This is a genomic window from Burkholderia sp. BCC0506 (assembly GCF_902833145.1).
Lineage (GTDB): Bacteria > Pseudomonadota > Gammaproteobacteria > Burkholderiales > Burkholderiaceae > Burkholderia.
In genome coordinates, this window is sequence record NZ_CADFEN010000010.1 from 73,533 (window position 1) to 100,531 (window position 26,999).

Annotated in this window: 24 protein-coding genes; 13 read left to right on the forward strand and 11 right to left on the reverse strand. The window is 68.3% G+C overall.

Annotated features, from left to right (window positions below):
- The first annotated feature begins 9 nt into the window (after window positions 1-9).
- From HWX62_RS22695 to HWX62_RS22720, 6 genes are all read left to right on the forward strand, one after another.
- Window positions 10-1,500, forward strand: coding sequence for an aldehyde dehydrogenase (locus HWX62_RS22695; protein ID WP_175932568.1), 1,491 nt, complete (start codon window positions 10-12; stop codon window positions 1,498-1,500).
- Between the two features lie 18 nt (window positions 1,501-1,518).
- On the forward strand, window positions 1,519-2,481 hold the full coding sequence (locus tag HWX62_RS22700) for a VOC family protein (RefSeq protein WP_175932569.1): 963 nt from the start codon (window positions 1,519-1,521) through the stop codon (window positions 2,479-2,481).
- Window positions 2,478-3,722: an FAD-dependent oxidoreductase gene (locus tag HWX62_RS22705; protein WP_175932570.1), complete on the forward strand. Its 1,245-nt coding sequence runs from the start codon at window positions 2,478-2,480 to the stop codon at window positions 3,720-3,722. Before HWX62_RS22700 ends, HWX62_RS22705 begins: the two co-directional genes overlap by 4 nt.
- A 38-nt stretch (window positions 3,723-3,760) precedes the next feature.
- Complete coding sequence (locus HWX62_RS22710) at window positions 3,761-5,161, forward strand: MFS transporter (protein ID WP_175932571.1); 1,401 nt, start codon at window positions 3,761-3,763, stop codon at window positions 5,159-5,161.
- Window positions 5,162-5,333: 172 nt separating this feature from the next.
- A complete protein-coding gene (locus tag HWX62_RS22715; protein ID WP_175932572.1) occupies window positions 5,334-5,885 on the forward strand; it encodes a GNAT family N-acetyltransferase in 552 nt (183 codons plus the stop codon).
- Window positions 5,886-5,959: 74 nt separating this feature from the next.
- Window positions 5,960-6,361 carry a PPC domain-containing DNA-binding protein gene (locus HWX62_RS22720; protein WP_175932573.1) on the forward strand — a complete coding sequence of 134 codons (402 nt, stop codon included), beginning with the start codon at window positions 5,960-5,962 and terminating at the stop codon, window positions 6,359-6,361.
- 147 nt (window positions 6,362-6,508) lie between these two features.
- On the opposite strand, the gene acnB is transcribed toward HWX62_RS22720, so the two are convergent.
- The 4 genes from acnB to HWX62_RS22740 all read right to left on the reverse strand — a co-directional run bounded on the left by acnB (window position 6,509) and on the right by HWX62_RS22740 (window position 11,322).
- Window positions 6,509-9,094 (reverse strand): bifunctional aconitate hydratase 2/2-methylisocitrate dehydratase, encoded by a 2,586-nt coding sequence (acnB, locus tag HWX62_RS22725; RefSeq protein ID WP_175924594.1) that lies wholly within the window; start codon window positions 9,092-9,094, stop codon window positions 6,509-6,511.
- Window positions 9,095-9,556: 462 nt separating this feature from the next.
- Window positions 9,557-10,030 (reverse strand): nuclear transport factor 2 family protein, encoded by a 474-nt coding sequence (locus HWX62_RS22730; protein ID WP_175932574.1) that lies wholly within the window; start codon window positions 10,028-10,030, stop codon window positions 9,557-9,559.
- A 137-nt stretch (window positions 10,031-10,167) separates the two neighbouring features.
- Window positions 10,168-10,416: a hypothetical protein gene (locus HWX62_RS22735; protein ID WP_006487226.1), complete on the reverse strand. Its 249-nt coding sequence runs from the start codon at window positions 10,414-10,416 to the stop codon at window positions 10,168-10,170.
- A gap of 471 nt (window positions 10,417-10,887) precedes the next feature.
- Window positions 10,888-11,322: a universal stress protein gene (locus tag HWX62_RS22740; protein ID WP_175932575.1), complete on the reverse strand. Its 435-nt coding sequence runs from the start codon at window positions 11,320-11,322 to the stop codon at window positions 10,888-10,890.
- A gap of 367 nt (window positions 11,323-11,689) precedes the next feature.
- Here HWX62_RS22740 and HWX62_RS22745 point away from each other — a divergent pair, with 367 nt between their 5' ends.
- The 6 genes from HWX62_RS22745 to HWX62_RS22770 all read left to right on the forward strand — a co-directional run bounded on the left by HWX62_RS22745 (window position 11,690) and on the right by HWX62_RS22770 (window position 16,642).
- Window positions 11,690-13,180, forward strand: coding sequence for an amidase (locus HWX62_RS22745; protein WP_175932576.1), 1,491 nt, complete (start codon window positions 11,690-11,692; stop codon window positions 13,178-13,180).
- Between the two features lie 320 nt (window positions 13,181-13,500).
- Entirely contained in the window at window positions 13,501-14,187 is a 687-nt protein-coding gene (locus tag HWX62_RS22750) for a hypothetical protein (protein ID WP_175932577.1), read from the forward strand.
- Window positions 14,188-14,312: 125 nt separating this feature from the next.
- Window positions 14,313-15,143 carry an arylamine N-acetyltransferase gene (locus HWX62_RS22755; RefSeq protein WP_175932578.1) on the forward strand — a complete coding sequence of 277 codons (831 nt, stop codon included), beginning with the start codon at window positions 14,313-14,315 and terminating at the stop codon, window positions 15,141-15,143.
- Window positions 15,144-15,242: 99 nt separating this feature from the next.
- Window positions 15,243-15,419: a ribbon-helix-helix protein, CopG family gene (locus HWX62_RS22760; RefSeq protein WP_175932579.1), complete on the forward strand. Its 177-nt coding sequence runs from the start codon at window positions 15,243-15,245 to the stop codon at window positions 15,417-15,419.
- A 1-nt stretch (window position 15,420) separates the two neighbouring features.
- The gene (locus tag HWX62_RS22765) at window positions 15,421-15,771 is read left to right on the forward strand and encodes a VOC family protein (protein ID WP_175932580.1); all 351 of its coding nucleotides are present in this window, start codon (window positions 15,421-15,423) and stop codon (window positions 15,769-15,771) included.
- Window positions 15,772-15,778: 7 nt separating this feature from the next.
- Window positions 15,779-16,642: a class I SAM-dependent methyltransferase gene (locus HWX62_RS22770; protein ID WP_175932581.1), complete on the forward strand. Its 864-nt coding sequence runs from the start codon at window positions 15,779-15,781 to the stop codon at window positions 16,640-16,642.
- A 13-nt stretch (window positions 16,643-16,655) separates the two neighbouring features.
- On the opposite strand, the gene HWX62_RS22775 is transcribed toward HWX62_RS22770, so the two are convergent.
- The 4 genes from HWX62_RS22775 to HWX62_RS22790 all read right to left on the reverse strand — a co-directional run bounded on the left by HWX62_RS22775 (window position 16,656) and on the right by HWX62_RS22790 (window position 23,585).
- Window positions 16,656-21,497: an NAD-glutamate dehydrogenase gene (locus HWX62_RS22775; protein WP_175932582.1), complete on the reverse strand. Its 4,842-nt coding sequence runs from the start codon at window positions 21,495-21,497 to the stop codon at window positions 16,656-16,658.
- 191 nt (window positions 21,498-21,688) lie between these two features.
- Window positions 21,689-21,877, reverse strand: coding sequence for a 4-oxalocrotonate tautomerase (locus HWX62_RS22780; protein ID WP_175932583.1), 189 nt, complete (start codon window positions 21,875-21,877; stop codon window positions 21,689-21,691).
- Between the two features lie 63 nt (window positions 21,878-21,940).
- A complete protein-coding gene (locus HWX62_RS22785) occupies window positions 21,941-22,717 on the reverse strand; it encodes a class II aldolase/adducin family protein (protein WP_175932584.1) in 777 nt (258 codons plus the stop codon).
- Window positions 22,692-23,585 (reverse strand): urea transporter, encoded by an 894-nt coding sequence (locus HWX62_RS22790; protein ID WP_175932585.1) that lies wholly within the window; start codon window positions 23,583-23,585, stop codon window positions 22,692-22,694. The genes HWX62_RS22785 and HWX62_RS22790 overlap by 26 nt, the downstream gene beginning before the upstream one ends.
- 124 nt (window positions 23,586-23,709) lie before the next feature.
- On the opposite strand from HWX62_RS22790, the gene HWX62_RS22795 reads away from it, so the two are divergent.
- Window positions 23,710-24,264 (forward strand): putative glycolipid-binding domain-containing protein, encoded by a 555-nt coding sequence (locus HWX62_RS22795; protein ID WP_175932586.1) that lies wholly within the window; start codon window positions 23,710-23,712, stop codon window positions 24,262-24,264.
- Here HWX62_RS22795 and HWX62_RS22800 read toward each other — a convergent pair.
- The 3 genes from HWX62_RS22800 to HWX62_RS22810 are packed head-to-tail and all read right to left on the reverse strand — an operon-like array spanning window position 24,225 to window position 26,999.
- The gene (locus HWX62_RS22800; RefSeq protein WP_175932587.1) at window positions 24,225-25,163 is read right to left on the reverse strand and encodes an alpha/beta fold hydrolase; all 939 of its coding nucleotides are present in this window, start codon (window positions 25,161-25,163) and stop codon (window positions 24,225-24,227) included. The two genes, HWX62_RS22795 and HWX62_RS22800, sit on opposite strands and share 40 nt — an antisense overlap.
- Before the next feature lie 4 nt (window positions 25,164-25,167).
- Window positions 25,168-26,073: a metal-dependent hydrolase gene (locus HWX62_RS22805; RefSeq protein WP_175932588.1), complete on the reverse strand. Its 906-nt coding sequence runs from the start codon at window positions 26,071-26,073 to the stop codon at window positions 25,168-25,170.
- Complete coding sequence (locus tag HWX62_RS22810) at window positions 26,070-26,999, reverse strand: SDR family oxidoreductase (RefSeq protein WP_175932589.1); 930 nt, start codon at window positions 26,997-26,999, stop codon at window positions 26,070-26,072. The genes HWX62_RS22805 and HWX62_RS22810 overlap by 4 nt, the downstream gene beginning before the upstream one ends.

Consider the following 26,999-nt stretch of genomic DNA (forward strand, 5'->3'; position numbering starts at 1 on the left):
ACTTGTGACATGACTCCTTTCGATACGAGCCTCGTGCCCGACGGCAACATCCTGATCGGCGGCGCGTGGCGGCGCGGCCGTGGCGCGCCTTACGCGAGCATCTATCCGGCCGACCAGTCGGTGAACATGGAAGTGTCGACGGCGAACGCGGAAGACGCGGTCGAGGCCGTCGTGGCGGCCGATGCCGCCTGGCGCCGCGCCGACTGGGCCGGGCTCAAGCCGCACCAGCGCGCGCAGCTGCTGTACCGCATCGCCGACCTGATCATGCAGCGCCACGAGGCGCTCGCGCACCTGCAGCGCCGCGACAACGGCAAGCCGATCGGCGAGACGCGCGTGCTGGTGGCCAGCGCCGCGAACACGTTCCGCTATTTCGCGGCCTGCCTCGAAACGCTCGACGAAGAACTGACGCCGTCGCGCGGCGATTACCTGACGATGAGCGTGTACGAGCCGATCGGCGTGATCGCGGCGATCACGCCGTGGAATTCGCCGATCGCGTCCGATGCGCAGAAGCTCGCGCCGGCACTGGCCGGCGGCAATGCGGTGGTGCTCAAGCCGGCCGAGGTCACGCCGCTCGTGTCGCTCGCGCTGGCCCGCATCTGCGAGGAAGCCGGCGTGCCGAAGGGCGTGCTGAGCGTGCTGCCGGGCAAGGGCTCGGTGATCGGCGACGTGCTCGTGCGTCACCCGCTCGTGAAGAAGGTGTCGTTTACCGGCGGCACCGAAGTGGGCCGCGGCATCGCGCGCATCGCGGCCGAGAAGCTGATGCCCGTGTCGCTCGAACTCGGCGGCAAGTCGCCGACGATCGTGTGCGACGACGCCGATCTCGATCATGCGGTGAACGGCGTGCTGTACGGCATCTTCAGTTCGTCCGGCGAAGCGTGCATCGCCGGCTCGCGCCTGTTCGTGCAGCGCGCGGTGTACGGCGCGTTCATGCAGCGCCTGGTGGCCGGCGCACGCAAGCTGCGCGTGGGCGACCCGTTGCGGCCCGACACGCAGATGGGCCCGCTGATCACCGCGAAGCATCGCGAGTCGGTCGAACGCTACGTCGCGCTCGGGCTGGAAGAAGGCGGCCGGCTGCTGTGCGGCGGCGAGCGGCCGTCGGGCGACGGGCGCGAGCATGGCTTCTTCTATCAGCCGACGATACTCGAAGGCTTGCCGAACAGCGCGCGCATCTGCCAGGAGGAAATCTTCGGGCCGGTGCTGGTCGCGATGCCGTTCGACGACGAAGCGTCGCTGATCGCGCAGGCGAACGACAGCGTGTTCGGCCTCGCGGCCGGCATCTGGACGCGCGACTACAAGCGCGCGTGGCGCATCGCGCGAGCGCTGGAGACGGGCACCGTCTGGATCAACACGTACAAGCTGTTCTCGATCTCCACGCCGTTCTCGGGCTGGAAGGAGAGCGGGATGGGGCGCGAGAAGGGGCGTCTCGGCATCCGCGAATACATGCAGCAGAAGAGCCTCTACTGGGGCTTGAACGACGCGCCGCTGCCGTGGGCGAACTGAGCGAAGGGGAATGACGCAATGAGCATCTTGGGAATCGAGCAGATCACGTACGGTGTCGACGATCTCGCGACCTGCCGGCGTTTTTTTGCCGACTGGGGGATGAAGGAAGTCGCGCACGACGACACGCGCGCCCGTTTCGAGACGATGAACGGCTGCACCGTGCTGGCCGTGAAGGCCGACGATCCGTCGCTGCCGCCCGCGTTCGAAGCGGGCCCGACGCTGCGGGAAGTCACGTGGGGCGTCGCGACGCGGGGCGAGCTCGACGCGTTGCGCACGAAGCTCGCCGGCCAGCCCGGCTATTACGCGCAGGACGATGCACTCGGCTGCATCGATCCGAACGGAATGGCGATCCGCATCGAAGTCACGCGCAAGCGCGCACTCGACATCACCGGCTCGCCGTCGAACGTGTGGGGCCAGGCGCTGCGTGTCGACCAGCCGAGCCCGATCTATGCACGCGCGGAGCCGGTCGAGGTCGGGCACGTGGTGTTCTTCACGAACTGCCTCGACGCGCAGGAAAAGTTCTATCACGAACTGCTCGGCTTCGAGACGTCGGACCGTTATCCGGGCCGCGGCGCGTTCATGCGCTGCGCGCCGCACGGCGGCCATCACGACCTGTTCCTGCTCGCGCTGCCGAACGGAAAACGCGGCCTGAACCACGTCGCGTTCACCGTGCGCGACATCCACGAAGTGTTCGGCGGCGGCATGCACATCGACCGCTGCGGCTGGGAAACGCAACTCGGCCCGGGGCGTCATCCGGTGTCGTCCGCATACTTCTGGTACTTCCAGAACCCGGCCGGCGGCCTGATCGAGTACTACGCGGACGAGGACGTGCTGACGCCCGAGTGGCAGCCGCGCGAATTCGAGCCGGGCCCGACCGTGTTCGCCGAATGGGCCGTCGATGGCGGCCTCGACGGCCACACGCGCCGGCAGAAGAACGCGAAGGCGCCGGAAGGCAAGTTCATGACGGAGCGCAAATCGTGAGCGAAACGAACTCGCAGGAATCGGCCGCGCCGGGCACGGTCGTCGTGATCGGCGGCGGCCAGGCCGCCGGCTGGGTGCTGAAGACGCTGCGCGCGGAAGGCTTCGCGGGCCGCCTCGTGATGATCGCCGATGAGCCGCATCTGCCGTACGAGCGCCCGCCGCTGTCGAAGGCCGTGCTGGCCGGCGACGCCGGCATCGACACCGTGCGCGTCGTGCGCCCAGACGAATTCGACGCGCTGAACGTCGAAGCGTGGCAGCCCGAACGCGCGACGTCGATCGATCGCGCGCGCCGCGTGGTGACCACCGAAAGCGGCCGCGAGATCGCATACGACCGGCTCGTGATCGCGACCGGCGGCACGTCGCGCCGCCTGCCCGAGGCGCTCGTCAGGACCCCGAACCTGCATTACCTGCGCACGCTCGACGAAGCGGCCGCGCTCGGCGAGAAGCTGCGCGCGAGCCGGCGCGTGCTCGTGATCGGCGGCGGGTGGATCGGTCTCGAAGTCGCGGCGACCGCGCGCAAGCTCGGCGTCGACGCGGTGGTCGTCGAAGGCGCGTCGCGCCTGTGCGGCCGCTCGGTGCCGCGGATCGTGTCCGACTTCCTGCTCGACCTGCATCGCTCGAACGGTGTCGACGTGCGGACGGGCGCGGCGCTCGCGTCGCTCGACCCGCAGCCGGACGACGCGTCGAAGGTGCGCGCGACGCTCGCCGACGGCACGACGATCGACGCCGATTTCGCGGTGGCGGGCATCGGCCTCGCGCTGAACGCATCGCTCGCGAGCGACGCGGGGCTCGCGGTCGACGACGGCATCGTCGTCGACGAATACGGCGCGACGAGCGACCCGGCGATCTTCGCGTGCGGCGACGTCGCGAACCATCACAACGGCTGGCTCAAGCGCCGTGTGCGGCTCGAATCGTGGGCCAACGCGCAGAACCAGGCGATCGTGGCGGCGAAGGCCGTACTCGGCGTGCGCGCACCGTACGCGGAGATTCCGTGGTTCTGGTCCGATCAGTACGACGTGAACCTGCAGATCCTCGGCGATCTGCCGGCCGATGCGCAGCTCGTCGTGCGCGGCGATCTCGCCGCGCGCCGCGCGACGCTGTTTTTCGTGGGCGACGGGCATGTGAGAGGTGTCGTCGCCGTGAACAACGCACGCGAGCTGAAGCTCGCGCGCAAGTGGATGAACCAGGGCCGGGCAGTGGATACGGAAGCCCTGGCAGACACGACCCAAGCGCTTGCCTGACCGGCCCAACCCGGAAAGAGATCCAGGAGATCCCCCGCATGAGCACTTTCGACAACGTCGTGGCCGGCAGGGCCACGATGGAAGCTGCCGCCTCCACGCCCGGCGCGATCATCGCGCGGCTCGAGCGGCTTCCGGCCAACGCGATGCAGATCCGCGCGCGCGTGCTGATCGGCACCGCGACGTTCTTCGACGGTTTCGACGTGATCACGATCGCGGCGACGCTGCCGCTGCTGATCCACAAATGGGGGCTGTCGCCGACGCAGATCGGCATGCTGATCGCGTCCGGCGCGATCGGCCAGCTGATCGGCGCATTCCTGTTTCCCGCGCTCGCGGAAAGGCACGGCCGCGTGAAGGCGATCGCATGGAGCTCGGCCGTGATCGGCATCACCAGCATCGCGTGCGGCTTCGCGCCGACGTTCGAGGTGTTCGTGCTGCTGCGGATCCTGCAGGGGCTCGGGCTCGGCGGCGAGTTGCCGGTCGCCGCGACGTACATCAACGAGATCACGCGCGCGCATGGCCGCGGCCGCTTCGTGCTGCTGTACGAGATCGTGTTCCCGATCGGCCTGCTCGTGTCGATGGCGCTCGGCGCGTGGCTCGTGCCGCGCTTCGGCTGGGAGATCATGTACTTCGTCGGCGGGTTGCCGGTGATCCTTGCGCTGGTGCTCACGCGCTTCGTGCCCGAATCGCCGCGCTGGCTCGCATCGCGCGGACGGCTCGCGGAAGCCGGGCGCGCGGTCGGCGTGTTCGAGGAATCGGTGCGCGGCGAGCTGCCGCCGGTCACGCAGGTCGCCGCGTTCGACGAGATGGTGCGCCAGCATCCGAAGCGCAGGATGAGCGACCTGTTCAGCGCCGCGTATCGCAAGCGCACGCTCGCGGTGGCGACGTTGTGGGCGACCTGCGGGTTCATCCAGTACGGGCTGTCGACGTGGCTGCCGACGATCTACAAGAACTTCTATCACGCGCCGCTGCAGCTCGCGCTGAACCTCGCGGTGATCGGTTCGGTGATGGGCGTGCTCGGGTCGCTGGCCTCCGCGCTGCTGGTCGACAAGCTCGGCCGCAAGCCGGTGATCGTGTGGTCGTTCGTGCTGTGCGCACTGTCGCTGGCGCTCGCCGGCATCTATCACGCGTCGTCGGTGTATGTGGTCGCGGTCTTCTGCTCGTTGTCGCTCGGGCTGATGGCGTCGGGCTTCATTACCGCGTACGTCTATACGCCGGAGCAGTATCCGACGAGCATCCGCGCGTCGGGCTGCGGGCTCGGCAGCGCGTGGCTGAAGATCGCGTCGTTCGTCGCGCCGATGGTCGTGCCGCACGCGATCATCGGCGGGAACCTCGCGCCGGCGTTCTACCTGATCGGCGTCGTGCCGCTGATCGCGGCGCTGACCGTGCACTTCGTCGGGATCGAGACGAAAGGGAAAGTGCTGGAGGCACTGGAGGCGTAAGCGTATTCCGCTGCGTGGATGAGGCGAACCGGAAAGGCCCGGGCGATGCGCGCCGGGCCGTTTCGTTTCGGGGTGCTGCCGTAGCCGCGGGCAGGGTGCCGGGCATACGCGATTGTTGACGCGTGGCTGGCGTGGTCTAATTCACGGTGCCGATTCCATCAGACGAATTGCCATGCCCCTGTTCGAACCCGTCACACTGCCTACTTCCCGCCTCGTCCTGCGGCCGCTTCGCGACGCGGACGCACCGACTTTCTTCGAGATCTGGTCCGATGCGGAAGCGATGCGCTATTTCTCGTTCTCGCCGATGACGCGGATCGAACAGGCCGAGGCGCGCGTCGCGCGCAACGTGCAGACGTCCGCGAGCGGGGAGAGCCTGGTCTGCGTGCTCGAACTGCGGGAAACCGGCGAAGCGCTCGGCGAGTGCTCGCTGTTCCACGCGAACGAACAGTGCCGGCGCGCGGAGATCGGCTTCAGCCTGCGGCGCACGTTCTGGCGTGGCGGATACATGCGCGAAGCGGCGTCGGCGTTGATCGATCATGCGTTCGGCACGCTGCGGCTGAACCGGCTCGAGGCCGATATCGATCCACGCAATGCCGCGTCGGCGGGGCTGCTCGAACGGCTGGGTTTCGTCCGGGAAGGGCTGCTGCGCGAGCGCTGGATCGTCGGCGACGAAGTGTCGGACAGCGCGCTGTACGGGTTGCTGGCGAGCGATCGCGGCGCGTAAGTGGCCGACTTGCCGGATTCGCGGCGCGAACGTACGCTTGATCGATACCACGATCGACCGACAGGTTATCGACCATGCAAGCCCATCCTTTGCGTCTTTCCCCCGGCGACGATCTGCGCGGCGCCATCGAGGCCGCGCTCCACCAGCACGATGCGCATGCGGCCTTCGTGATCCAGGGCATCGGCAGCCTGAGCGTCGCGCAGTTGCGCTTCGCCGGCGTCGATCGGCCGACCGCGCTGCGCGGCGACCTCGAAATCCTGACGCTGGCCGGCTCCGTATCGCCGGACGGCGCGCACCTTCATATATCGATCTCGGATGCAGCCGGCCGCGTGACGGGCGGCCATGTCGCGAGCGGCTGCGTGGTGCGCACGACGGCCGAGATCCTGCTCGCGCTGCTGCCCGCGCATCGCTTCTCGCGCGAGCCGGACGCGGGCACCGGCTTCAACGAACTGGTGATCCGGCGCGAGTCTTCGTGAGCCGGGCGGGGCTGCCACATCCACGCCGCGATGCGTCGATCGCGACGTCGTTTCCGCGCCGCATAAAAAAAGCGCCGCGGCCTTTCGGCCTGCGGCGCCTGTCGGGGCGCTGCGACGTCGACCACCCGCCGCAGCCCGATTGCGTGCCTAGATCTGCACGGTGTCGGCCACTTCCTTGAAGTCTTCGATCTGGTCGAAGTTCATGTACTGGTAGATCTTGTCGCCGTTCGCGGTGAGCACGCCCATGTCGGCCATGTACTCTTCCTTGGTCGGGATCTTGCCCAGACGCGAGCAGATCGCCGCCAGTTCAGCGGAGCCGAGGTACACGTTCGTGTTCTTGCCCAGGCGGTTCGGGAAGTTGCGGGTCGACGTCGACATGACCGTCGCGCCTTCGCGCACCTGTGCCTGGTTGCCCATGCACAGCGAGCAGCCCGGCATTTCGGTACGCGCGCCGGCCGTGCCGAACACGCCGTAGTGACCTTCCTCCGTCAGCTGCTTCTGGTCCATCTTGGTCGGCGGCGCGACCCACAGCTTGACCGGAATGTCGCGCTTGCCTTCGAGCAGCTTCGACGCGGCGCGGAAGTGACCGATGTTGGTCATGCACGAGCCGATGAACACTTCGTCGATCTTCGCGCCGGCCACGTCGGACAGCGTCTTCACGTCGTCCGGGTCGTTCGGGCAGGCGACGATCGGCTCGTGGATGTCGGCGAGGTCGATCTCGATGACGGCCGCGTATTCGGCGTCGGCATCCGGCGCGAGCAGTTGCGGGTCGGCCAGCCACTGTTCCATCGCGGCGATGCGGCGCTGCAGGCTGCGCGGATCCTGGTAGCCCTGCGCGATCATCCACTTGAGCAGCGTGATGTTGCTGTTCAGGTACTCGATGATCGGTTCCTTGTTCAGGCGCACCGTGCAACCGGCAGCCGAACGCTCGGCGGACGCATCCGACAGCTCGAACGCTTGCTCGACCTTCAGGTCGGGCAGGCCTTCGATTTCGAGGATGCGGCCCGAGAAGATGTTCTTCTTGCCCTGCTTCGCGACCGTCAGCATGCCTTGCTTGATCGCGTACAGCGGAATCGCGTTGACGAGGTCGCGCAGCGTGACGCCCGGCTGCATCTTGCCCTTGAAGCGGACCAGCACCGATTCCGGCATGTCCAGCGGCATCGTGCCGGTGGCGGCCGCGAACGCGACCAGCCCCGAGCCCGCCGGGAAGCTGATGCCGATCGGGAAGCGCGTGTGCGAATCGCCGCCGGTGCCGACGGTGTCGGGCAGCAGCATGCGGTTCAGCCACGAGTGGATCACGCCGTCGCCCGGGCGCAGCGCGATGCCGCCGCGCGTGCTGATGAAGTTCGGCAGCGTCTGGTGCGTCTTCACGTCCACCGGCTTCGGATACGCGGCGGTGTGGCAGAACGACTGCATCACGAGGTCGGCCGAGAAGCCGAGGCACGCGAGGTCCTTCAGTTCGTCGCGGGTCATCGGGCCGGTGGTGTCCTGCGAGCCGACCGAGGTCATCTTCGGTTCGCAGTACGTGCCCGGGCGCACGCCCTGGCCTTCCGGCAAACCGCACGCGCGGCCGACCATCTTCTGCGCGAGCGAGAAGCCCTTGCCGCTGTCGGCCGGCTGGTGCGGCAGGCGGAACAGCGTCGACGGCGGCAGGCCGAGCGCTTCACGCGCCTTCGCGGTCAGGCCGCGGCCGATGATCAGCGGAATGCGGCCGCCGGCGCGCACTTCGTCGAACAGCACGTCGGACTTCACCTGGAATTCGGCGATGACCTTGCCGTCCTTCAGCGCCTTGCCTTCGTACGGGCGCAGTTCGACCACGTCGCCCATGTTCATCTGCGACACGTCGAGCTCGATCGGCAGCGCGCCGGCATCTTCCATCGTGTTGTAGAAGATCGGGGCGATCTTGCCGCCGAGGCACACGCCGCCGAAGCGCTTGTTCGGGACGAACGGGATGTCTTCGCCGGTGAACCACAGCACCGAGTTGGTGGCCGACTTGCGCGAGGAGCCGGTGCCGACCACGTCGCCGACGTAGGCGACCAGGTGACCCTTTTCCTTCAGCGATTCGATGAACTTGACCGGGCCGCGCTTGCCGTCTTCTTCCGGCGTGATGCCGGGACGCGCGTTCTTCAGCATCGCGAGCGCGTGCATCGGGATGTCCGGGCGGGTGGTGGCGTCCGGCGCCGGCGACAGGTCGTCGGTGTTGGTTTCGCCCGTGACCTTGAACACGGTGATGGTCAGGCTTTCCGGCACTTCCGGACGGCTCGTGAACCATTCGGCATCGGCCCAGCTCTGCAGCACGGCCTTCGCATGTGCATTGCCCTTGTCGGCGAGTTCCTTCACGTCATGGAACTGGTCGAACATCAGCAGGGTTTTCTTCAGCGCGTCGGCGGCCACCGCGGCGACGGCTTCGTCGGACAGCAGTTCGATCAGCGGCTGGATGTTGTAGCCGCCGAGCATCGTGCCGAGGAGTTCGGTCGCGCGTTCGCGCGAGATCAGCGGGCAGGCGGTCTCGCCCTTCGCGACGGCGGCCAGGAAGCCGGCCTTCACGCGAGCGGCTTCGTCGACGCCGGCCGGGACGCGGTGGGTGATCAGGTCGAGCAGCGTCTGCTCTTCGCCGGCGGGCGGGTTCGTCAGCAGTTCCACCAGTTCGGCGGTTTGCTGAGCCGTCAGCGGCAGGGGAGGAATACCGAGCGCGGCGCGGGCGGCCACGTGAGCACGAAAGTTTTCAAGCATGGGGAGACCTGCTGATATTGCGTTGGAGGGGAAGGCCTTGCCGGCACTCCGGGGCTGTTCCAGGCACTGCTTTGAGCGGGATTCTAATCTCAATGGTGTCAAACGTCAAATGTCTTATGTCTTATATAAGAGTTGGTGCGGAAGATGCCGCGGGAGCTGGGAGCTGGGAGCCGACGGCCTTGCCGGGCGCGGCTCGACGGGCGGATGTCGGGCGTTCGCTCCGGTCGTGGATGTCGAATCGATCTGCACAAGTACGCAGGAAACGGCACACACGGTGCGCGTTCGGGGGCTAGGCTTCCTGTCGCCCAGCTTGCAATCGGGTTTCGGCGCGGGAGGCGGAAACGGATGCACGCCTGTCGAATCGGCTCAAGCGACAGCGATTTCCTCGATCCCGGCGCACGACATGCGCGCCAGATCGGCGCGGCGACGAAGCCTGGGCGGTGGTGCCGCGCGCGGCGCGGCTTATTGCCGTTTGGCGCGATACGCGTCGAGATTCTTGCGCGCCTGCGCACGGATCGCGCGCTGCACGAAAGGCGTCCAGCCGAGCAGCGCGCCTTTCATTCCGAGCGCCTGGCGCGCCCAGCGCCACAGGTCGAAATGGTCGCGATGCTCGACGATGCGCCCGTCGCGGAACCGGAAGCGCGCGTCGATCCGGTTGACCACCATCCGTCCGGTCGCGGCAAACCGGTAGTGCGCGGTCCATTTCGCGCGCCCGGTCTGGTCGTCCGCGGCGACTTCGCCGAACGTCAGCGAGAATTCCTGGGCCCGCGCAACGAGCATCCGCCACATGTCCCGCGCGTGCTCGCCGCGCAGTTCGCCGAACGCGGGATCGCTGAATACGATGTCGTCGGCGTAGCACGCGAGCATCGCGTCGATGTCGCGCTGCTGGAAGGCCGTGTAGAAGCGCTGGATCAACTCGGTGTTCGGATGCGTCATGTCGGGTGTAGCGGGAAAGGGGGGGCGGACGGCGACGTCCGTCGAAACGTTGATCGGGAAAGCGGCGGCAGGCCGCGCGAATCGGCGCCCGCGCCCGCGACGTGGGGCGCGGCCGGCTCGCCGCCGGATGATACGCGTCAGCGGGCCGCCATCGCGACGTCCTGATCGCTTCGGCCCGTCACCAGGCAGCCCGACATGAAGGCCTCGCTCTGGCTGCCGGCGGCGGCTTCGCCGAAGCCGCGACCGAGCGCGTCGGCCTTGACCTGCGCGGCGCCTTGCTCGCAGGCGAGCGGGCTGGCGTCGCGGCCCTGCGCGTGCAGGATCGCGCGATCGCCGATGAGATACGCCAGCAGGGCAAAAACAGCGATATGGACGGCTCGTCTCATGGTTCGTCTCCTCGTCGCTCAAGCGTAACGCGGACACGTTCGACGAAGCACTTGGGGCTTCCCCCGGTAAACGTCTGCTGAAAGCGGGGGCGGGGCGATCCTGTCCTGTTTTTTCCGTCGCCGTTCGGCGGGCAGGCAATGCGCGCGAGTTTGACGAATGTCAGGGTACGGGCGGGCGGCGGCGGTCGCGCGGCCGTTCAAGGCGATAGCATGAATGCATGACTTGACGGAACGCGATGCGGGTCAACGCATCGGGTCCGGCAAGCAGGCAGGTATTGAATATCGCTGTCGAAATAGTGAGGAATCCAAATGTTGAACGTCTCGTCCGTCCTGATCAGTCTTGCTCCGATGTGGGCCATCCTGCTGCTGGCGTCGTCGGCGGCCGCCTATTTCGTGTTCTGGCGCAAGGCCATCGACTGAGGGCTGCGCGGCGGCGTGCGCACGATGCGTACGCGCGCCGCGCCGCTCCCGTCACTGCACCTCCGTCACCGGCACATTCGAAATCCGCACCAGCCGGGCCATCACGCTGCGCCGAAACACCGACATCAATGCGTGCAGCGGATCGCGTCTCGGCGCGGCCACGACGATCTCGTCGCACCCGGTTTCGGCCGCCGCGGCCGCGATCGTATCGGCCACCGGCCCGACCTTCATCACGACGCTGAACTTCACGCCCGCATCGCGCAGGATGCGCTCGGCCATCGCAAGATCGTCGGTCGCGAATCGTGTCTCGATCGCGCGCAACCGCGACAGCGGGTGATAGGCCTCGAGCCGCGTCGATTCGAGCGGCGCCTGCACGTTGATCAGCACGACCTCGGATGCGCAGCGCTCGCGATACAGGAATGTCGCGTGGCGAACCGCCTGAAGCGAGCGCGGCGAGTGGCCGACCGGAACCAGCAGCTTGAGCATGGACGATGAACCCGGAAACGAAGTGCTTTCAGCGTAGCGGGCGGCCTGACGAAACGATCTAAAGAGATCGGCTGGCCGCGTAAAAATGTCGTTAACGCGCGCGGTCCCGTGACGCAGCGATTAAAAATATAAGAAATTTAAGTTTATGCGCATAAACGATTTCATCCACCGTGACGGCCTGCGAGTTTGGCATGGAGCGCCCGGATTCAGTCGGATCCTCAATGAATCGCGACGGAAAATATCGGAGGTCGGGGATCCGGCGTCACGTAGAGTAGAGCATCGGCCGCGGCGCGGCCGCCTCCCGGCGGGCATGGGAGCGCGCGCCGTCGAGCGGCCCGCCATTCCATTCCGGTTCCAGGAGACCCGCATGCCGCACGGCGCCCCGCAGCTTCTCGCTCCCGCTCCCGCTTCCATTTCCGTCGATCCGATCGTGCGCCTGTCGGCCGGCGAGCTCGCGTCGGCGATCCGCAGCAAGGCGGTGTCGTGCGTCGAGACGATGCGCGCGTATCTCGATCACGTCGAGCGCGTGAACGGCGCGATCAACGCGATCGTCGCGCTGCGCGACCGCGCTGCGCTGCTGGCGGAAGCCGCGGAAAAGGATGCGGAACTGGCGCGCGGCGCGTACCGCGGCTGGCTGCACGGGATGCCGCAGGCGCCGAAGGATCTGGCGATGACGAAGGGGCTGCGGACCACCTACGGCTCGCCGATCTTCCGCGAGAACGTGCCGCACGCCGATTCCGTCGGCGTCGCACGGATGCGCGCGGCGGGCGCGATCTTCATCGGCAAGACCAATACGCCCGAGTTCGGACTCGGTTCGCACACGTTCAACGAGGTCTACGGCGCGACGCGCAACCCGTACGACTTGACGAAGAGCGCGGGCGGCAGCAGCGGCGGCACGGCGGCGGCGCTCGCGTCGAGGATGCTGCCGGTGGCGGACGGCAGCGATTTCGGCGGGTCGCTGCGCAATCCGGCCGCGTTCTGCAATATCTACGGCTTCCGTCCGTCGCAGGGGCGCGTGCCGCGCTGGCCGGGCGTCGACGTGTTCATGCAGCAGCTCGGCATCGAAGGGCCGATGGGCCGCACCGTCGGCGACGTCGCGCAACTGCTCGCGATCCAGGCCGGCTACGACCGCCACGATCCGCTGTCGCTCGCGGAAGATCCGGCCGTGTTCGCGCAGCCGCTCGACGCGGACCTGCGCGGCAAGCGCATCGCGTGGGTCGGCGACTGGAACGGCTATCTCGCGACCGAGGCCGGCGTGCTCGCGCAGTGCGAGCACGGGCTGGCGACGCTGCGCGAGATCGGCTGCGACGTCGATGCCGCGCTGCCGGCGTTCGCGCCCGACCGGATCTGGCGCCTGTGGCTCACGCATCGGCACCTGCTGTCGGGCGGCGGCCTGCTCGCGCACTATCGCGATCCGGCGCGCCGCGCGCTGCTGAAGCCCGAGGCGATCTACGAGGTCGAGGGGCTGCTCGCGATGCAGGGCGCGGCCGTGTTCGACGCGAGCGTCGAACGGACCGCGTGGCATCAGGCGGTGCTGAACTTCTTCGAGCGTTACGACTTCATCGCGGCGCCGACCGCGCAGGTGTTCCCGTTCGACGTCGACCAGCGCTGGCCGAAGGAGATCGCGGGCCGCGCGATGGACACGTATCACCGCTGGATGGAAACGGTCGTGCCGTGGACGCTGGCCGGCTGCCCGGTGATCAACGTGCCGGTCGGGTTCAACGATGCGGGGCTGCCGACGGGCATGCAGCTGATCGGGCGTCCGCGCGCCGATCTCGCGGTGCTGCAGCTTGCGCGCGGCTACGAGCGGGCGGCCGACTGGGTCGCCCGGCGCGTGCCGGCGTGGATGGCTGCGTAACACCGCGGCCGGCAGGTCGCAGCCGGTAGCCGGGTGACGAAACGGGCAGCGACGCGCTGTCCGTCGGGTTTTGCATCGTTCGACGCGACGCTCGTCGGCGCAGGCCGGAACCGGCATCCATTGATGCAGCCGGAGAAAGAATCGCGACGCGTGCACGGCATCGCGCGGCAAACGTACGCGAATCTGCGCGACGGGGCGCGTCGGCGGCCGAATTGCAAGCGGCGGCGCCGCCTGATTTCGTTTCGATGTGTTTCAGTCGTTGCGGCGGCGCGCGACGCGCTTCGACAATATTGCCTCGTCAATTCGGGCACGAGGGAAACATGAAGCACATTCGCGCGACGGGCCGGCATCTGGCCTCGGCAGGCATCGCGTTCGGCATCCTGGCGAGCGGCGCCGCACACGCGCAACTCGACCTGCAGTCGATCGGCGCGTCGCTGCTCGGCGGCGGGCAACAGCAGGCGGCGCCGGCGCAGGGCGGCATCGCGCAGTTGCTGCAGGCGTATGTCGGCGCGAACCAGCAGGTGCTGAGCGGCCAGTCGTCGCTCGCGTCGGCGATGGGGCTGACGGGGGCGGCCGGGCAGGCGCAGCAGGCCGCGAGCCAGTTGTCCGGCGGCGACGCGCTGTCGCCGGCGGTGCTGTCGCAGATGGGCGGCGCGCAGCAATCGGTGTCGCAGGCGCTTGGCCAGGCGTTCGCGAGCGGCGGCGCGACGCACGGCCCGATCGACAAGCAGGCGTTCAGCAACGGCCTCGCGTCGCTCGGGCAGGGGCTCACGCAGTATTCGCAACTGCAGTCGGGGCTCGGCAGTCTCGGCTCGACGAGCGCCGCGTCGCTGTTGCAGGCGGGCCTGAATCCGCAGAACATGCAGGCCGCGACGTATATCGCGCAAAGCGCGCCGGGCCAGTTGCAGTCGCTCGCGGCGACGCTCGGCCAGGCCGTGCAGTTCGCGACGAGCCAGGGCATTTCGGTGCCGTCGGTCGCGTCGTCCGCGTTGAAGCTGCTGCCATAACGGGGCGCCGATGCGCGCGCGATGCGTGGCCGGCATCGCGCGCGTCGACCGCGAACAATAGTCCCGCCCACCATGGGGATTTCGCGCGATGCTATCGTGGCGTGTTCCCTTATCGGTGCCGGTTCATGACTGACTTGTTCGATCTCTCGCGCTATTTCTCCCGCATCGGCTACGACGGCCCGGCCGAGCCGACGCTCGACGTGCTGCGCCGGCTGCATCTGCTGCACCCGCAGGCGATTCCGTTCGAAAACCTCAATCCGCTGACCGGCGCGCGCGTCGCGCTCGATCTGCCCGCGCTCGTCGACAAGGTGATCGAACGTCGCCGCGGCGGCTACTGCTTCGAACTCAACAAGCTGTTCCACACCGCGCTCACGACGATCGGTTTTTGCGTGACGCCGCTGATCGCGCGCGTGCGCTGGATGCGGCCGCCCGAGGTCGTCACCGCGCAGACGCACATGCTGCTGCGCATCGATCTCGACGGCGCGGCGTGGCTCGCGGACATCGGCTTCGGCAGCGCGACGCTGACCGCACCGCTGCGCTTCGTGCCCGGCGAGCGGCAACAGACGCCGCATGGCGCGTTTCGCGTGATCGACGCGCCGGTCGTCGGCGAATTCGACATGCAGTTCGAGATTCCCGACGGCTGGCAGACGACCTACCGCTTCTCGCTGAAGCCGGCCGAGTGGATCGATTACGAGGCCGCGAACTGGTTCACGTCGACGTATCCCGAATCGATCTTCGTGAACGACCTGATCGCGTGCCGCGTGCTGCCGGACGGGCGCGCGGCGCTGCTCAACACCGTGCTGACGCTGCGCGACGCGGCGGGGGCCGGGCGCACGGTCGCCTTCGACAACGCAGCCGACTGGGCCGCGTGCCTGCGCGACACGATCGGCATCGATACGGCGGGATTCGATCTCGACGCGCTGTTTGTACGGCTTGCGGCGCGAACGGCGCGGTAACGCGGACGCACGAAATCCGACGGCGGTCCGCACGCGGGCCGCGATCCATCCACCATCGCCCCGATTGACTTTTGCTAGATTGCTAGCATACTAGTATCCATGACCGACGAAGAAGTGAAGCAATTCAACGTGTACCTGCCGCTCGGCCTGATCCGGCAGGTCAAGCATCGCGCCATCGAGACGGAGCAATCGCTGTCCGCGCTGGTGGCCGACGCGTTGCGCGCGTATCTGGCCGCGCCGCCGCCCGGCGCGGAACCGTCCAACCAGGAGGAGTGACATGTCGTCCGAGCGAATCGAAGCCGTGTATCTGACCACGCACAACTGGGGCAAGTCGGCGAAGTTCTTTCAGGCGCTGGGCTTCAGGCTGGAATTCGAAACCGACCACAATTCGGGCCAGTTGCGCCGCGGCGACGGTCCGTTCCTGTTCATCGCCGAAGTGCCGCCGAGCGAAACGCCCGACATGCAGGTCGTGATCAAGGTGGCCGACGAGCAGGCGGTGCAGCCCCAGCCGATCGTCGATGTCGTCACGCGGTTCGAGGATACGCACTGGGGCACGCGCGACATGACCGTGCGCGATCCGGACGGCCGGGTGTGGCGCCTGCAGGCGCCGGGCAAGCAGCGCGCGTGAGATCGACATGACGGATCTCCGCGAAGACGACGCGCCCGACAGCACGGCCGCGCGCGTCGCGCTGTGGCGTGCGCTGCACGTCGCACTCGATGCGCCGCCGCACGTGCTCACGGACGAAATCGGGCTGCGATTGCTCGCGCCGGCACCCGGCTGGCAGCAGCGCGGCGACATGGATCCGCAGTTCACGCGGCCGTTTCGCGCGTCGATCGTCGCGCGGGCGCGCTTCATCGAGGATCTCGTGGCCGAGCAGGCCGCGCGCGGCGTGAGCCAGTACGTGATCCTCGGCGCGGGGCTCGACAGCTTCGTGCAGCGCCGGCCGGACATGGCGTCGCGCGTGACGGTGTTCGAAGTCGACCAGCCGGCGCCGCAGCGCTGGAAGCAGCGCCGCCTGGTCGAACTCGGTTTCGGCGTGCCCGACTGGCTGCGTTTCGTGCCCGTCGATTTCGAGGCGAAGCAGTCGTGGCGCGACGCGCTCGTCGGCGCGGGCTTCGATGCCGGCCAGCCGGCGGTCGTGGTCTCCACCGGCGTCAGCATGTATCTGACGCGCGAAGCGAATGCGGCCGCGCTGCGCGAAGTCGCGTCGCTCGCGCCGGATTCGACGTTCGCGATGACCTTCCTGTTGCCGCTGGAGCAGGCGGATCCGGACGTGCGCCCGGGGCTGGAAATGGCCGCGAAGGGCGCGCGGGCGAGCGGCACGCCGTTCATCAGCTTCTTCGTGCCGGCCGAGATCCAGGCGCTCGCACGGGAGGCCGGCTTCGCGCGGGCCGAACACGTGTCGGCCGCCGAGCTGACGCGCCGTTATTTCGCCGGGCGCACGGACGGTCTGCGGCCGCCGAACCGCGCGGAAGAGCTGCTGGTCGCGACGGTCTGACCCGTCGCGATCGTCATGCGCGTTCGAGCACGGCCATTTCCCGCACGACCACGAGCAGCACCGCGAGGCTCGCGCCGCCGGACGCACGCAGATCCGCGAGCAGGTGCTCGTAGCGCGCGAGCGCGGCCTCGCGGCGCGCGCGCCACGCGCCGACGATCGTCTCCGGCGTGGTCGAATCCGGCGATTCCGCGAGCGCGCTCGTCGCGAGCGTGCGCTTGAGCCGCGCAACTTCGGCGAGCGCGGCGGCGCGGGCGAGCATGTCCCAGTGCGTCGGCGTCGGCAGGTTCGCCGCGCGGTCGCCGATCCACCCGTAATTGAGCAGCGTGCCGAGCGAGAAGTAGACGCCGGCGACGAGTTCGAGGCTGCGGTTGCAGGTCGCCGCCACTTCGGCGATGTCGAGCAGCGCGGCCGAGATGTCGCCGCTCGCGACGCGTACCGCGAGCGCGCTGTCGACGCCAGCGTCGACCAGCGCGCGCTGCCGTTCGGACAGCGCATCGAGATCGTCGGCCGGCAGCAGCGACGGCAGTTGCGGCGCGAGCCGCGCGGCGGCATCGCGACAGCGTGCGATCAGTTCGGCGACGCCGCCGTCGGCCACCGCGCCGGACTGCAGATGCCGCAGGAACCACAGCGCCGCACGCTCCAGCAGCCGCGCGACGTCGATGAACATGCGCGCCTGCACGTCGTCGGCCACACGGTTGTCGAGCGCGTCGATGTCGCGCCATACCGCATCGAGGTCGAACACGTCGCGCGCCATGATGCATGCGCGCACGATGTCGCCCGGCTGCGCGTCGGTTTCCTCCATCAGCCGGTGCACGAATGCACAGCCGACGCGGTTCACGAGCGCGTTGGTCAGGTGCGTCGCGAGAATCTCGCGGCGCAGCGGATGGCGGCGCATCGGCTCGCTGAAGCGCTGCTGCAGCGGCTTCGGGAAGTAGTCGACGAGCATCGCGGCCACCAGCGGATCCTCGGGCACGTCGGATTCGAGCAGCGCGTCGTAGAGCCACATCTTGCTGTACGCGAGCAGCACCGCGCGCTCCGGCGACGTGAGGCCCAGCTTCGCGGCCTGCCGTTCGGCGACTTCGTCGTCGGTCGGCAGGAATTCGATCACGCGGTTCAGGCGGCCCGCGCGTTCGAGCCAGCGCATCAGCCGCGCCTCGGCGTCGAGCAGCTCGACCGCGTAGCGGCCCGCGATCGACAGCGCCTGCGTCTGGTAGTAGTTGTCGCGCAGCACGAGCAGCCCGACTTCGTCGGTCATCTCGGCGAGCAGCGCGTTGCGCTGCTTCTCGGTCATCTCGCCATCCGACACGACGAGCCCAAGCAGGATCTTGATGTTGACTTCGTGATCCGAACAATCGACGCCGGCCGAGTTGTCGATCGCATCGGTGTTGATGCGCCCGCCGCGCTGCGCGAACTCGATGCGGCCGAACTGCGTGCAGCCGAGGTTGCCGCCTTCGCCGACGACCTTGCAGCGCAGGTCCGCGCCGTTCACGCGCACCGCGTCGTTCGCGCGGTCGCCGACCTGCGTGTGGGTTTCGCGCGCCGCCTTCACGTAGGTGCCGATGCCGCCGTTGTACAGCAGGTCGACCGGCGCCTGCAGGATCGCGCGGATCAGCTCGGTCGGCGGCAGCGCGTGCGCGTCGATGCCGAGCGCGGCCTGTACGGCCGGCGACAGCGGGATCGTCTTCGCGGTGCGCGGATACACGCCGCCGCCCGCCGAAATCACCGAGGTATCGTAGTCGGCCCAGCTCGAGCGTTCGAGCGCGAACATGCGCTGACGCTCCGCGAAGCTCGTCGCCGGGTCGGCGTTCGGGTCGAGGAAAATGTGCCGGTGATCGAACGCGGCGACGAGCCGGATATGCGGCGACAACAGCATCCCGTTGCCGAACACGTCGCCGGACATGTCGCCGATGCCGACCACGGTGAAGTCGGTGGTCTGCGTATCGATGCCCATCTCGCGGAAGTGCCGCTTCACCGATTCCCACGCGCCGCGCGCGGTGATCGCCATCTTCTTGTGGTCGTAGCCGACCGAGCCGCCGGACGCGAACGCGTCGTCGAGCCAGAAGCCGTATTCGTGCGAAATCGCGTTCGCGTAGTCGGAGAACGTGGCCGTGCCCTTGTCGGCGGCGACGACGAGATACGGATCGTCGGCGTCGTGGCGCACCACGTCGGGCGGCGGCACGATCGCGTTGCCGGCGAGGTTGTCGGTGAGGTCGAGCAGCCCCCGCAGGAACGTCTGGTAGCACGCGATGCCTTCGCGCATCCAGGCTTCGCGATCGCTCGGCGGCGGCGGGTTCTTCACGACGAAGCCGCCTTTCGAGCCGACCGGCACGATCACGACGTTCTTCACCATTTGCGCCTTCATCAGCCCGAGCACCTCGGTGCGGAAATCCTCGCGGCGATCGGACCAGCGCAGGCCGCCGCGCGCGACGCGCCCGCCGCGCAGGTGCACGCCCTCGACCCGCGGCGAGTACACCCAGATCTCGAACATCGGCTTCGGTTCGGGCAGGCCGGGCACCTTCGCCGGATTGAACTTGAACGACAGGTACGGCTTCGGCTCGCCGTTCGCGTCGGCGAGGAAGTAGTTCGTGCGCTCGGTCGCGTTGATCACGCCGAGGAACTGGCGCAGGATGCGGTCCTCGTCGAGGTTCGGCACCTGGTCGAGCGCGCCTTCGATCGCCTTCAGCAGCCGTTCGGCCTGCACGTCGCGCGTGTCGCCGATACGCGGGTCGAAGCGCAGCACGAACAGCTCGACGAGTTGCCGCGCGATTGCCGGGTTGCCGGTCAGCGCGCGTTCGATGTACGCGTCGCTGAAGGTCGAGCCGACCTGCCGAAGATATTTCGCATACGCGCGCAGGATCGTCACTTCGCGTGCGCTCAGGTGCGCGCGCAGCACGAGGCGGTTGAAGTCGTCGTTCTCGATCCGGCCGCTCCAGATCCGGTCGAACGCATCCTCGAACAGGCCTTTCACGCGCTCGATGTCGAACTCGGTATCGTCGGCCAGCTCCAGGCCGAAATCGTGTACCCACGCATGCGCGCCATCCTGCGTCTGGATCCGGTAAGGCCGCTCCTCGTCGACGCGCACGCCGAGATGTTCGAGCATCGGCAGGCTGCGCGACAGCGCGATCGGGTCGCCCGCGCGATACACCTTGAAGCGGAACGCGCGCGGCTCGGCCTCGATCGGCCGGTACAGGTTCATCGCGAGCTGGCCCGAGCCCTTCACGCGCTCGATCAGCTCGATGTCGCGCACGGCCGTGCGCGCCGGATAGTCGTCGCGATAGCCGGCCGGGAACGACTCGGCATAGCGCTGCAGCAGGCGGTTGCCTTGCTCTTCGCCGAATGCGTCGAGCAGTGCGTCGGCGAGATCGTCCTGCCAGCGGCGCGTCACCTGCACGAGCCGCGTTTCGAGCTCGCGCGTGTCGACGTCGGGCATCGTGCCCGGTTCGGCATGGACGACGAAATGAATGCGCGCGATCGCCGATTCCGACAGCAGCGGCGTGAATTCGACGTTCACGCCGTTGTACGCGTCGACCAGCAGCTTCGCGATGCGGCGGCGCAGGTCGGTGTTGTACTTGTCGCGCGGCACGAACACGAGGCACGACACGAAGCGGTCGAACCGGTCGCGCCGCACGAACAGGCGCGTGCGCTGGTGTTCCTGCAGGCGCAGGATGCCGAGCGCGATGTCGTAGAGCTGGTCTTCGTCAGCCTGGAGCAGCTCGTCGCGCGGATAGGTTTCGAGCACCGTCACGAGCGACTTGCCGAGATGCCCCTTCGGCAGGAAGCCCGCGCGCCGCACGATGTTCGCGCACTTGCGGCGCACGATCGGGATTTCGGCGCTCGACACCATGTAGGCGGTCGACGTGTAGAGCCCGATGAAGCGTCGCTCGCCGGTGACCTTGCCGTCGGCGCCGACGAGTTTCACGCCGACGTAGTCGAGATAGCCGGGGCGGTGCACCGTCGCGCGCGAATTCGCCTTGGTCAGGAAAATCGGCCATGCGCCGTTGATGATGTCGGCCGCGGCCGGCGGCAGCGGCGTCACGTCGGGTGCGCCGGACGTGCGCAGCGATTCGCGCAGGATGCCGAAGCCCGAGCCCTCGATGCCGCGCAGGCCGAAGCCCGTGCCGTCCGATACGAGCGCGTAGTCGCGCTGGCCGAGGAACGTGAAGTGGTCGGCGGCCATCCATTCGAGGAACGCGCGCGCCTCGATGTCCTCCGCGCTCGATTCGCGCGCCTTCATCTCCTTGATCGTCGCGCGGACGATGTCGACGATCTTCGGCCAGTCCTCGACCGACGCGCGCACGTCGCCGAGCACGCGTGCGATGTCTCCGCGCAGCGTGTCGAGCAGTGCGGCGTCGCCGCAGCGGTCGACTTCGAAATGGATGAAGGAAGCGAGTTGCGACTGGCCGTCGCTGGAGGCCGCACCGCCCGCGTCGACGCGCTCGATGCCGCCGCCGGCGCCGCGCCAGATGCGGAACACCGGATGCAGCGCCGAATGCAGCGCGAGCCCGAGACGGTTGATGGCCATCGTCACCGAGTCGACGAGGAACGGCATGTCGTCGTTGACGATCTCGATCACCGTGTGGTCGGAATGCCAGCCGTGCTGTTCGAGGATCGGGTTGTACACGCGCAGGCGTTCGCTGCCGGGCACGAATTTCTGGGCGGTCTGCCAGTGGGCCATCGCGGCGCCGTACAGGTCGGCGATGCCGCGGTTCTGCAGATCGTCGGCGTCGACGAAATCGTAGTAATGACGCAGGAAGGGTTCGACGATCCGGAACGTGGCTTCGGGCAGGCGCGCACGCGCGAATTCGACGACGTCGGAGAGCAGGTGTGCGACGACTTCCTCGTTCTTCGCTTCCATGGCGGTCTCCTGGGCGGGTGGCCATCGGCTGCTGCGTCTGTCCGGCATTATGCGCCGATTGCGTGACAAAGCGATGTGCGGGCGCACAACGGAGGCGGACGGCAGCGCCCGCGTGCGGCGTCCTGAGCGGGCGCCGCGGTGCAGGGTTGACGGCAGGACGGGCGGGCCGGAAGCGACGGTGCCTTCGTCGCTCAGCCCTCGTCGCTCCACAGCTTGCCGGCGGTCGCCCAGTTCTCCTTCTTCACGTCGGTCAGGATGATGTCGACCGAGCCCGGCGTGCAGCCGAGCGTCTCGCACGTGACGCGCGTGATCGCTTCGACGAATGCGCGCTTCTGGTCGACGGTGCGCCCTTCGAACAGCTGGATATTGAAAGTCGGCATGGCGGATGCTCCGGTTGGGATTGAACGATTGACGATGAGCGATTCGGTCGGGCGGATGCGGCGTCAGTCGCGATACGACGGATCGATCCGGTCGAGGCGACGCAGCAGCGCCGGCCATTCCAGTTCGCCTTCGATCGCGCCGCCATCGCGCAGTTGCTCGGCGGTGCGTTCGGCGACGGCCGGCTCCGGCAGCACGAGCGGCCCGCCGCCTGCCTGCGCGCGCAACTGGATGTCGCATGCCTTGATCAGCGTATCCATCAGCACATAGGCTTCGGCGACGGTCCGGCCGACCGTCAGCGTGCCGTGATTGCGCAGCAGCATCGCGGATTTCGCGCCGAGGCTCGCGGTCAGCCGCGCGCCTTCGGCCGGCGAGAACGCGAGCGCCTCGTAGTCATGGTACGCGAGGTCGCCATGAAAGCGCAGCGCATGCTGCGACGCCGGCAGCAGCCCGTCGCGCTGGATCGACACGGCGATGCCGGCCGTATTGTGCAGGTGCATCACGCACACGGCGTCGGCGCGCGCCGCGTGCACGGCCGCATGCAGCGCGAAGCCGGTCACGTTGACCGCGTGCTCGCCGTCGCCGATCCGGTTGCCGGCCAGGTCGATCTTCACGAGGTTCGATGCGCGCACCTCGTCGAACGTGAGGCCGAACGGGTTGATCAGGAAGTGGCCGGGCTCGCCGGGCACGGTCGCGGACAAATGCGTGTAGATCAGGTCGTCCCAACCGTTCAGCGCGACGAGCCGGTACGCGGCGGCGAGGTCGACGCGCAGCTTGCGTTCGGCGTCCGAAATCGGGCCGCCGGGCTTCACGGCATCAGGACGGTGTGCGAATGACGACATCGGGTTCTCCGAGGGTGAAGCGGCGCGCGACGGTTACGGTTACCCATGACGCAAGCGCGAACGGGGCCGTGAACACGGGGACGTCCACGCACGTCGCGAGCCACTGGATCAGCGCGGCGAGGGCGGCGGCCGCGAGCGCCGCACGCGGGCCGCGCGGCATCAGCGCGAGCGCGGCGAGCGCACCGTTGAAGCCGAGCAGGCCGTCGGCGAACGACGCGCCGCTTGCGCCGAGCGCGACCAGCAACACGGTCGACACGAGCGCGCCGCCGAGCGCGAACGCGGCCGCGCGGCGCGACGCGATGGCGAGGCCGGCGACGATCAGCACGCCGGCCCACGCGCCGTGCGCGAAGGTGGTCTGGGCGACGCCCGACAGCAGCGCGTCGGCGGCGGAATCGAACGTGAGCACCGGGCTGGCGTTCGCGCCGTCCGCATGCTGCAATGCGACGAACGGCAGCCACAGCGCGGTGACGGCCAGGCACGGGCTCGAATACGGGCACTGGCGCCAGCGGGCGAGCGGCATGCGCATCGCGCGTTGCACGAGCGCCGCGCCGATGGCAACCAGCGGCACCAGCGCGACCGCGGCGAGTTGAGCGGGCGCGAACAGCACGGCGATCAGCGCGGCCAGCGCGCCGTTGAAGCCGTGCAGCCCCCGTTCGACGTCGCGGCGTTCGGCGCCCGTCAGCACGGCGGTCATGCTGGCGGCGGCCGAGCCGACCAGCGCGGCGCACGCGAGCCGCAGATCGGTCAGCGCGAGCGCGGCGAGCAGCAGCGCGCCGGTGAGCGCATTCGCCTGCAGCACGACCTGCCCGATGCCGCGCAGCAGGATGCGCAGGTCGATCGATGGCGTGGCGGGGCGGGCGGTCGGCATGATGGCGGCGGAGCTGGACGAGCCGCGAGCATAGGACACAATCCCATGCACCGGAATAGGGAATCCTGGATAGTCAGGATTTGTGCAACGATGCCCCGTGGCGGGCAAACCGGGAGGCGGAAACATGCGTGAGGTACGGTGGGCGTCGCTCGAAGGCGACGGGGTCGAACATCTGACGTTCGACCGGAGCGACGGTGCGATCGTCGTCGAAAGCGCGGTGGTCGGCCAGCGGTACGGCCGCGCGTACGGGCTCGCGTACCGGGTCGAGTGCGATGCGCAATGGCGCGTGACCTACGCGGTGCTCAAGGTGATGGGCGGCGGCACGCTCGAGCTGCACGGCGACGGGGCCGGGCACTGGCGCGACGGCTCAGGCCAGGAGTTGCACGAGCTGGATGGCTGCATCGACATCGACATCGCGGCGACGCCGTTCACGAATGCGTTGCCGATCGGCCGCCTCGGCCTCGCGCGCGGCGAGCGGCGGCCGATCGACGTCGCGTACATCTCGACGCCGGATCTGAAAGTCACGCCCGTGAAGCAGGCTTATGCGTGCATCGAGCCGGGCCGCCGCTATCGCTACGAAGGCATCTTCCGGAATTTCACGGCGGAGATGGACATCGACGATGACGGGCTCGTGATCGACTACGAAACGCTGTTCAGGCGCCTGCCGCCGCTGCGCTGAACGGCCGCTCCCGTTCGCGTGGCCGGCGCCGCCGCCGGTACTGCGGCGTCCGCCGGCCGCTCGTGCGCGGCCGCGAAACGGTCGATCCGCGACGCGATCATGTCCGGGTGGCGCAGCACGATCCAGTGCGTGCCGTCGATTTCCTCGCGCACGTGCTCGCCGAGCCAGCGGTCGAGGCCGACCGACATCTCGGGCGTCACGTAGCGGTCGCGTACGGGCACCAGGATCTGCACCGGCGCCTGTGCGTACCGTTCACGCGGCTTGCGCGCTCGCGCGAGGAAGTTCGCGCGGTACATCTGGATCCCGTTCAGCGCGTTCTTCAGTTGCACGGGATCGGGCTCGGCGCGCACGCGTTCGGTGAGCTGCAGCCAGCGCGGCCACAGCGCGGCCCCGCCGAGCCGCCATGCCAGCGACGGCACGACCGGCAGATGGAAGAACGCGATGTACCACGACTTCAGGCTCTGCCTGAGCCGCATCTTCGCGCGGAACACGTGATCGAGGCATGGACCGGAAATCGACGTGTACGACGCGATGCGGCCGCGCAACGCCGGATCGGTCACGGCCTCCCAGCACTGGATCGAGCCCCAGTCGTGGCCGACCAGGTGGAACGGCCGGCCGCCGCAGGTCGCGTCGGCCACCGCCTTCAGGTCGCCGGCGAGCCGCTCCAGCGTGTAGTCGGCGCGGCGGCGCGGCGCATCGGATGCGCCGGCGCCGCGCACGTCGTATGCGATCACGCGGTAGCGCTTCGCGAGCCGCGCACGGATCGGCGCCCACACGGCCGCCGAGTCGGGATAGCCGTGCACGAGGATCAGCGGCGGCGCGCGACGCGACCCGCTGACGTAGACGGCGAGCTTCACGTCGCCGGACTGGACGGTGAGCATCGCGTGAGCGCGCGTCATCGCGTCATGCCTGCGCGACCGAATGCAGCGGCACGCGGCGCGGGGCCGCTTGCGCCGCATAGCGCGCGTTGGTCGCGTCGATGTTCTCGAGCAGCGTATCTAGCTCCTTCAGATACTGATGGTTGTCGTGATCCCACGGGTGGAAGCCGGGCCGGAAGTAGTCGAGCCATTCGCGCGCGATGCTCGGGAACACGCCGTTCTTCGGGCTGTACAGATACTTCACGAGGCGCCACATGCCGCCGAACTTGCCGTGTTCGCGACGGTGCGCGCGCATCAGGCGCACGTGGAAGTCGAACACGATCGCCCAGAAGAACACCGTCGTCACCAGCATCGTGCCGGTGCGCAGCAGGTAGCTGCCGAGGCCCGGTTTCATCACGGTGCGCCACACGTCGTAGGACACCGCCTTGTGCTCGGTTTCCTCCATCGCGTGCCACATCCACATCTGCTGGTAGCCTTCGACCGAGCCGTCGATCCGGTGCTCGTGGCCCGACAGCAGCTGGTTCGCGAGGATCGCCGTGTAATGCTCCAGCGCGATCGTGATCGCCAGCTGCATCGAGTGCGGCAGCACCTTCTTGAACCAGCCGAGGATCCTCCACAGACGCTTGTCGAGCTTGTGCGCGGGCAGGCCGCACGCCTGCAGCAGATCGTTGTACTCGATGTGCTCGCGCGTGTGCATCGCTTCCTGGCCGATGAAGCCGAGCACCTGCTTCTTCAGCTCGGGGTCCTCGATCCGGTCGCGGTAATTGCGCACCGAATCCATGAAGAAGCGTTCGCCGGCCGGGAACAGCAGCGACAGCGCATTCATGAAGTGCGTGACCGGCACGCCCTGCACGTGCCAGTCCTTCGCGCGTTCGGGCGGCAGCGCGAAACGGATGTCGCGCCGCACCGGCATCATGTTCGGTGTCGTCATGATTGTTCTCCCTGATTGCCTGCATTGTTGTAGGTGGCGTGCACCGGGGCCGGTGCCGGCGTGCCGCGTGCGGCACGGCGGGCCTTCGCGGCCTCGCGGCGCGTCGCGAGCACGACGAGCGCCTGGTAGGCGGCGGGCAGGATGCGCGCCATCCAGTCCGCGCCCTTCGCGTCGCGGCCGATCAGCACGCGACGCTGGTTCTTGCGCACGCCGGCGAGGATCGTGCGCGCGGCGTCGTCGGCGGTCGTGATGAAGAACTTCTCGAAGTTGTCCTTGCCTTGCTGTTCGCTCTCGCAGATGAAGCCGACCATGTTCTTCGAGACGCGGCTCGACTGCGCGATGTTCGTGCGGATGCCGCCCGGATGCACGCAGGTGGCCGACACGCCGCACTTCATCATGTCGAGTTCCTGGCGCAGCGATTCGGTGAAGCCGCGCACCGCGAACTTGGTCGCGTTGTAGCCGCTCATGCCCGGCTGCGCGAAGATCCCGAAGATGCTCGACGTGTTGATCACGTGGCCGTCGCCCGATGCCTTCAGGTGCGGCAGGAACGCCTTCGTGCCGTGCACGACGCCCCAGAAGTTGATGTTCACGATCCATTCCAGATCGCTGTATTCCATGCCCTCGATCGTGCTCGACAGCGCGACGCCCGCATTGTTGAAGATCAGGTTGACCTTGCCGTGTTCCTTCGCGGTGTCGTCGGCCCACGCGAACATCGCGTCGCGATCGCCGACGTCGAGCACGCGCGTCGACACGCGCACGTTCGGCGCGATCGTGCGGACGATCCGTTCGGTTTCCGCGAGGCCGACGCCGTTCTTGTCGGCGAGCGACACGTGGCAGCCGGCCTGCGCGAGCTGGATCGCGAGCGCGCGGCCCATGCCCGAGCCGGCGCCCGTGATCGCGGCGACCTTGTTGGCGAAATCTCTCAT

Coding starts and splice junctions, on each gene's coding strand:
- HWX62_RS22800 (WP_175932587.1), bottom strand. CDS start 25,163: ATGACGCGCGCTCACGCGATGCTCACCGTCCAGTCCGGCGACGTGAAG.
- HWX62_RS22745 (WP_175932576.1), top strand. CDS start 11,690: ATGCCGCACGGCGCCCCGCAGCTTCTCGCTCCCGCTCCCGCTTCCATT.
- HWX62_RS22700 (WP_175932569.1), top strand. CDS start 1,519: ATGAGCATCTTGGGAATCGAGCAGATCACGTACGGTGTCGACGATCTC.
- HWX62_RS22715 (WP_175932572.1), top strand. CDS start 5,334: ATGCCCCTGTTCGAACCCGTCACACTGCCTACTTCCCGCCTCGTCCTG.
- HWX62_RS22730 (WP_175932574.1), bottom strand. CDS start 10,030: ATGACGCATCCGAACACCGAGTTGATCCAGCGCTTCTACACGGCCTTC.
- acnB (WP_175924594.1), bottom strand. CDS start 9,094: ATGCTTGAAAACTTTCGTGCTCACGTGGCCGCCCGCGCCGCGCTCGGT.
- HWX62_RS22770 (WP_175932581.1), top strand. CDS start 15,779: ATGACGGATCTCCGCGAAGACGACGCGCCCGACAGCACGGCCGCGCGC.
- HWX62_RS22760 (WP_175932579.1), top strand. CDS start 15,243: ATGACCGACGAAGAAGTGAAGCAATTCAACGTGTACCTGCCGCTCGGC.
- HWX62_RS22695 (WP_175932568.1), top strand. CDS start 10: ATGACTCCTTTCGATACGAGCCTCGTGCCCGACGGCAACATCCTGATC.
- HWX62_RS22710 (WP_175932571.1), top strand. CDS start 3,761: ATGAGCACTTTCGACAACGTCGTGGCCGGCAGGGCCACGATGGAAGCT.
- HWX62_RS22810 (WP_175932589.1), bottom strand. CDS start 26,999: ATGAGAGATTTCGCCAACAAGGTCGCCGCGATCACGGGCGCCGGCTCG.
- HWX62_RS22765 (WP_175932580.1), top strand. CDS start 15,421: ATGTCGTCCGAGCGAATCGAAGCCGTGTATCTGACCACGCACAACTGG.
- HWX62_RS22740 (WP_175932575.1), bottom strand. CDS start 11,322: ATGCTCAAGCTGCTGGTTCCGGTCGGCCACTCGCCGCGCTCGCTTCAG.
- HWX62_RS22780 (WP_175932583.1), bottom strand. CDS start 21,877: ATGCCGACTTTCAATATCCAGCTGTTCGAAGGGCGCACCGTCGACCAG.
- HWX62_RS22795 (WP_175932586.1), top strand. CDS start 23,710: ATGCGTGAGGTACGGTGGGCGTCGCTCGAAGGCGACGGGGTCGAACAT.
- HWX62_RS22775 (WP_175932582.1), bottom strand. CDS start 21,497: ATGGAAGCGAAGAACGAGGAAGTCGTCGCACACCTGCTCTCCGACGTC.
- HWX62_RS22735 (WP_006487226.1), bottom strand. CDS start 10,416: ATGAGACGAGCCGTCCATATCGCTGTTTTTGCCCTGCTGGCGTATCTC.
- HWX62_RS22720 (WP_175932573.1), top strand. CDS start 5,960: ATGCAAGCCCATCCTTTGCGTCTTTCCCCCGGCGACGATCTGCGCGGC.
- HWX62_RS22785 (WP_175932584.1), bottom strand. CDS start 22,717: ATGTCGTCATTCGCACACCGTCCTGATGCCGTGAAGCCCGGCGGCCCG.
- HWX62_RS22805 (WP_175932588.1), bottom strand. CDS start 26,073: ATGACGACACCGAACATGATGCCGGTGCGGCGCGACATCCGTTTCGCG.
- HWX62_RS22755 (WP_175932578.1), top strand. CDS start 14,313: ATGACTGACTTGTTCGATCTCTCGCGCTATTTCTCCCGCATCGGCTAC.
- HWX62_RS22750 (WP_175932577.1), top strand. CDS start 13,501: ATGAAGCACATTCGCGCGACGGGCCGGCATCTGGCCTCGGCAGGCATC.
- HWX62_RS22790 (WP_175932585.1), bottom strand. CDS start 23,585: ATGCCGACCGCCCGCCCCGCCACGCCATCGATCGACCTGCGCATCCTG.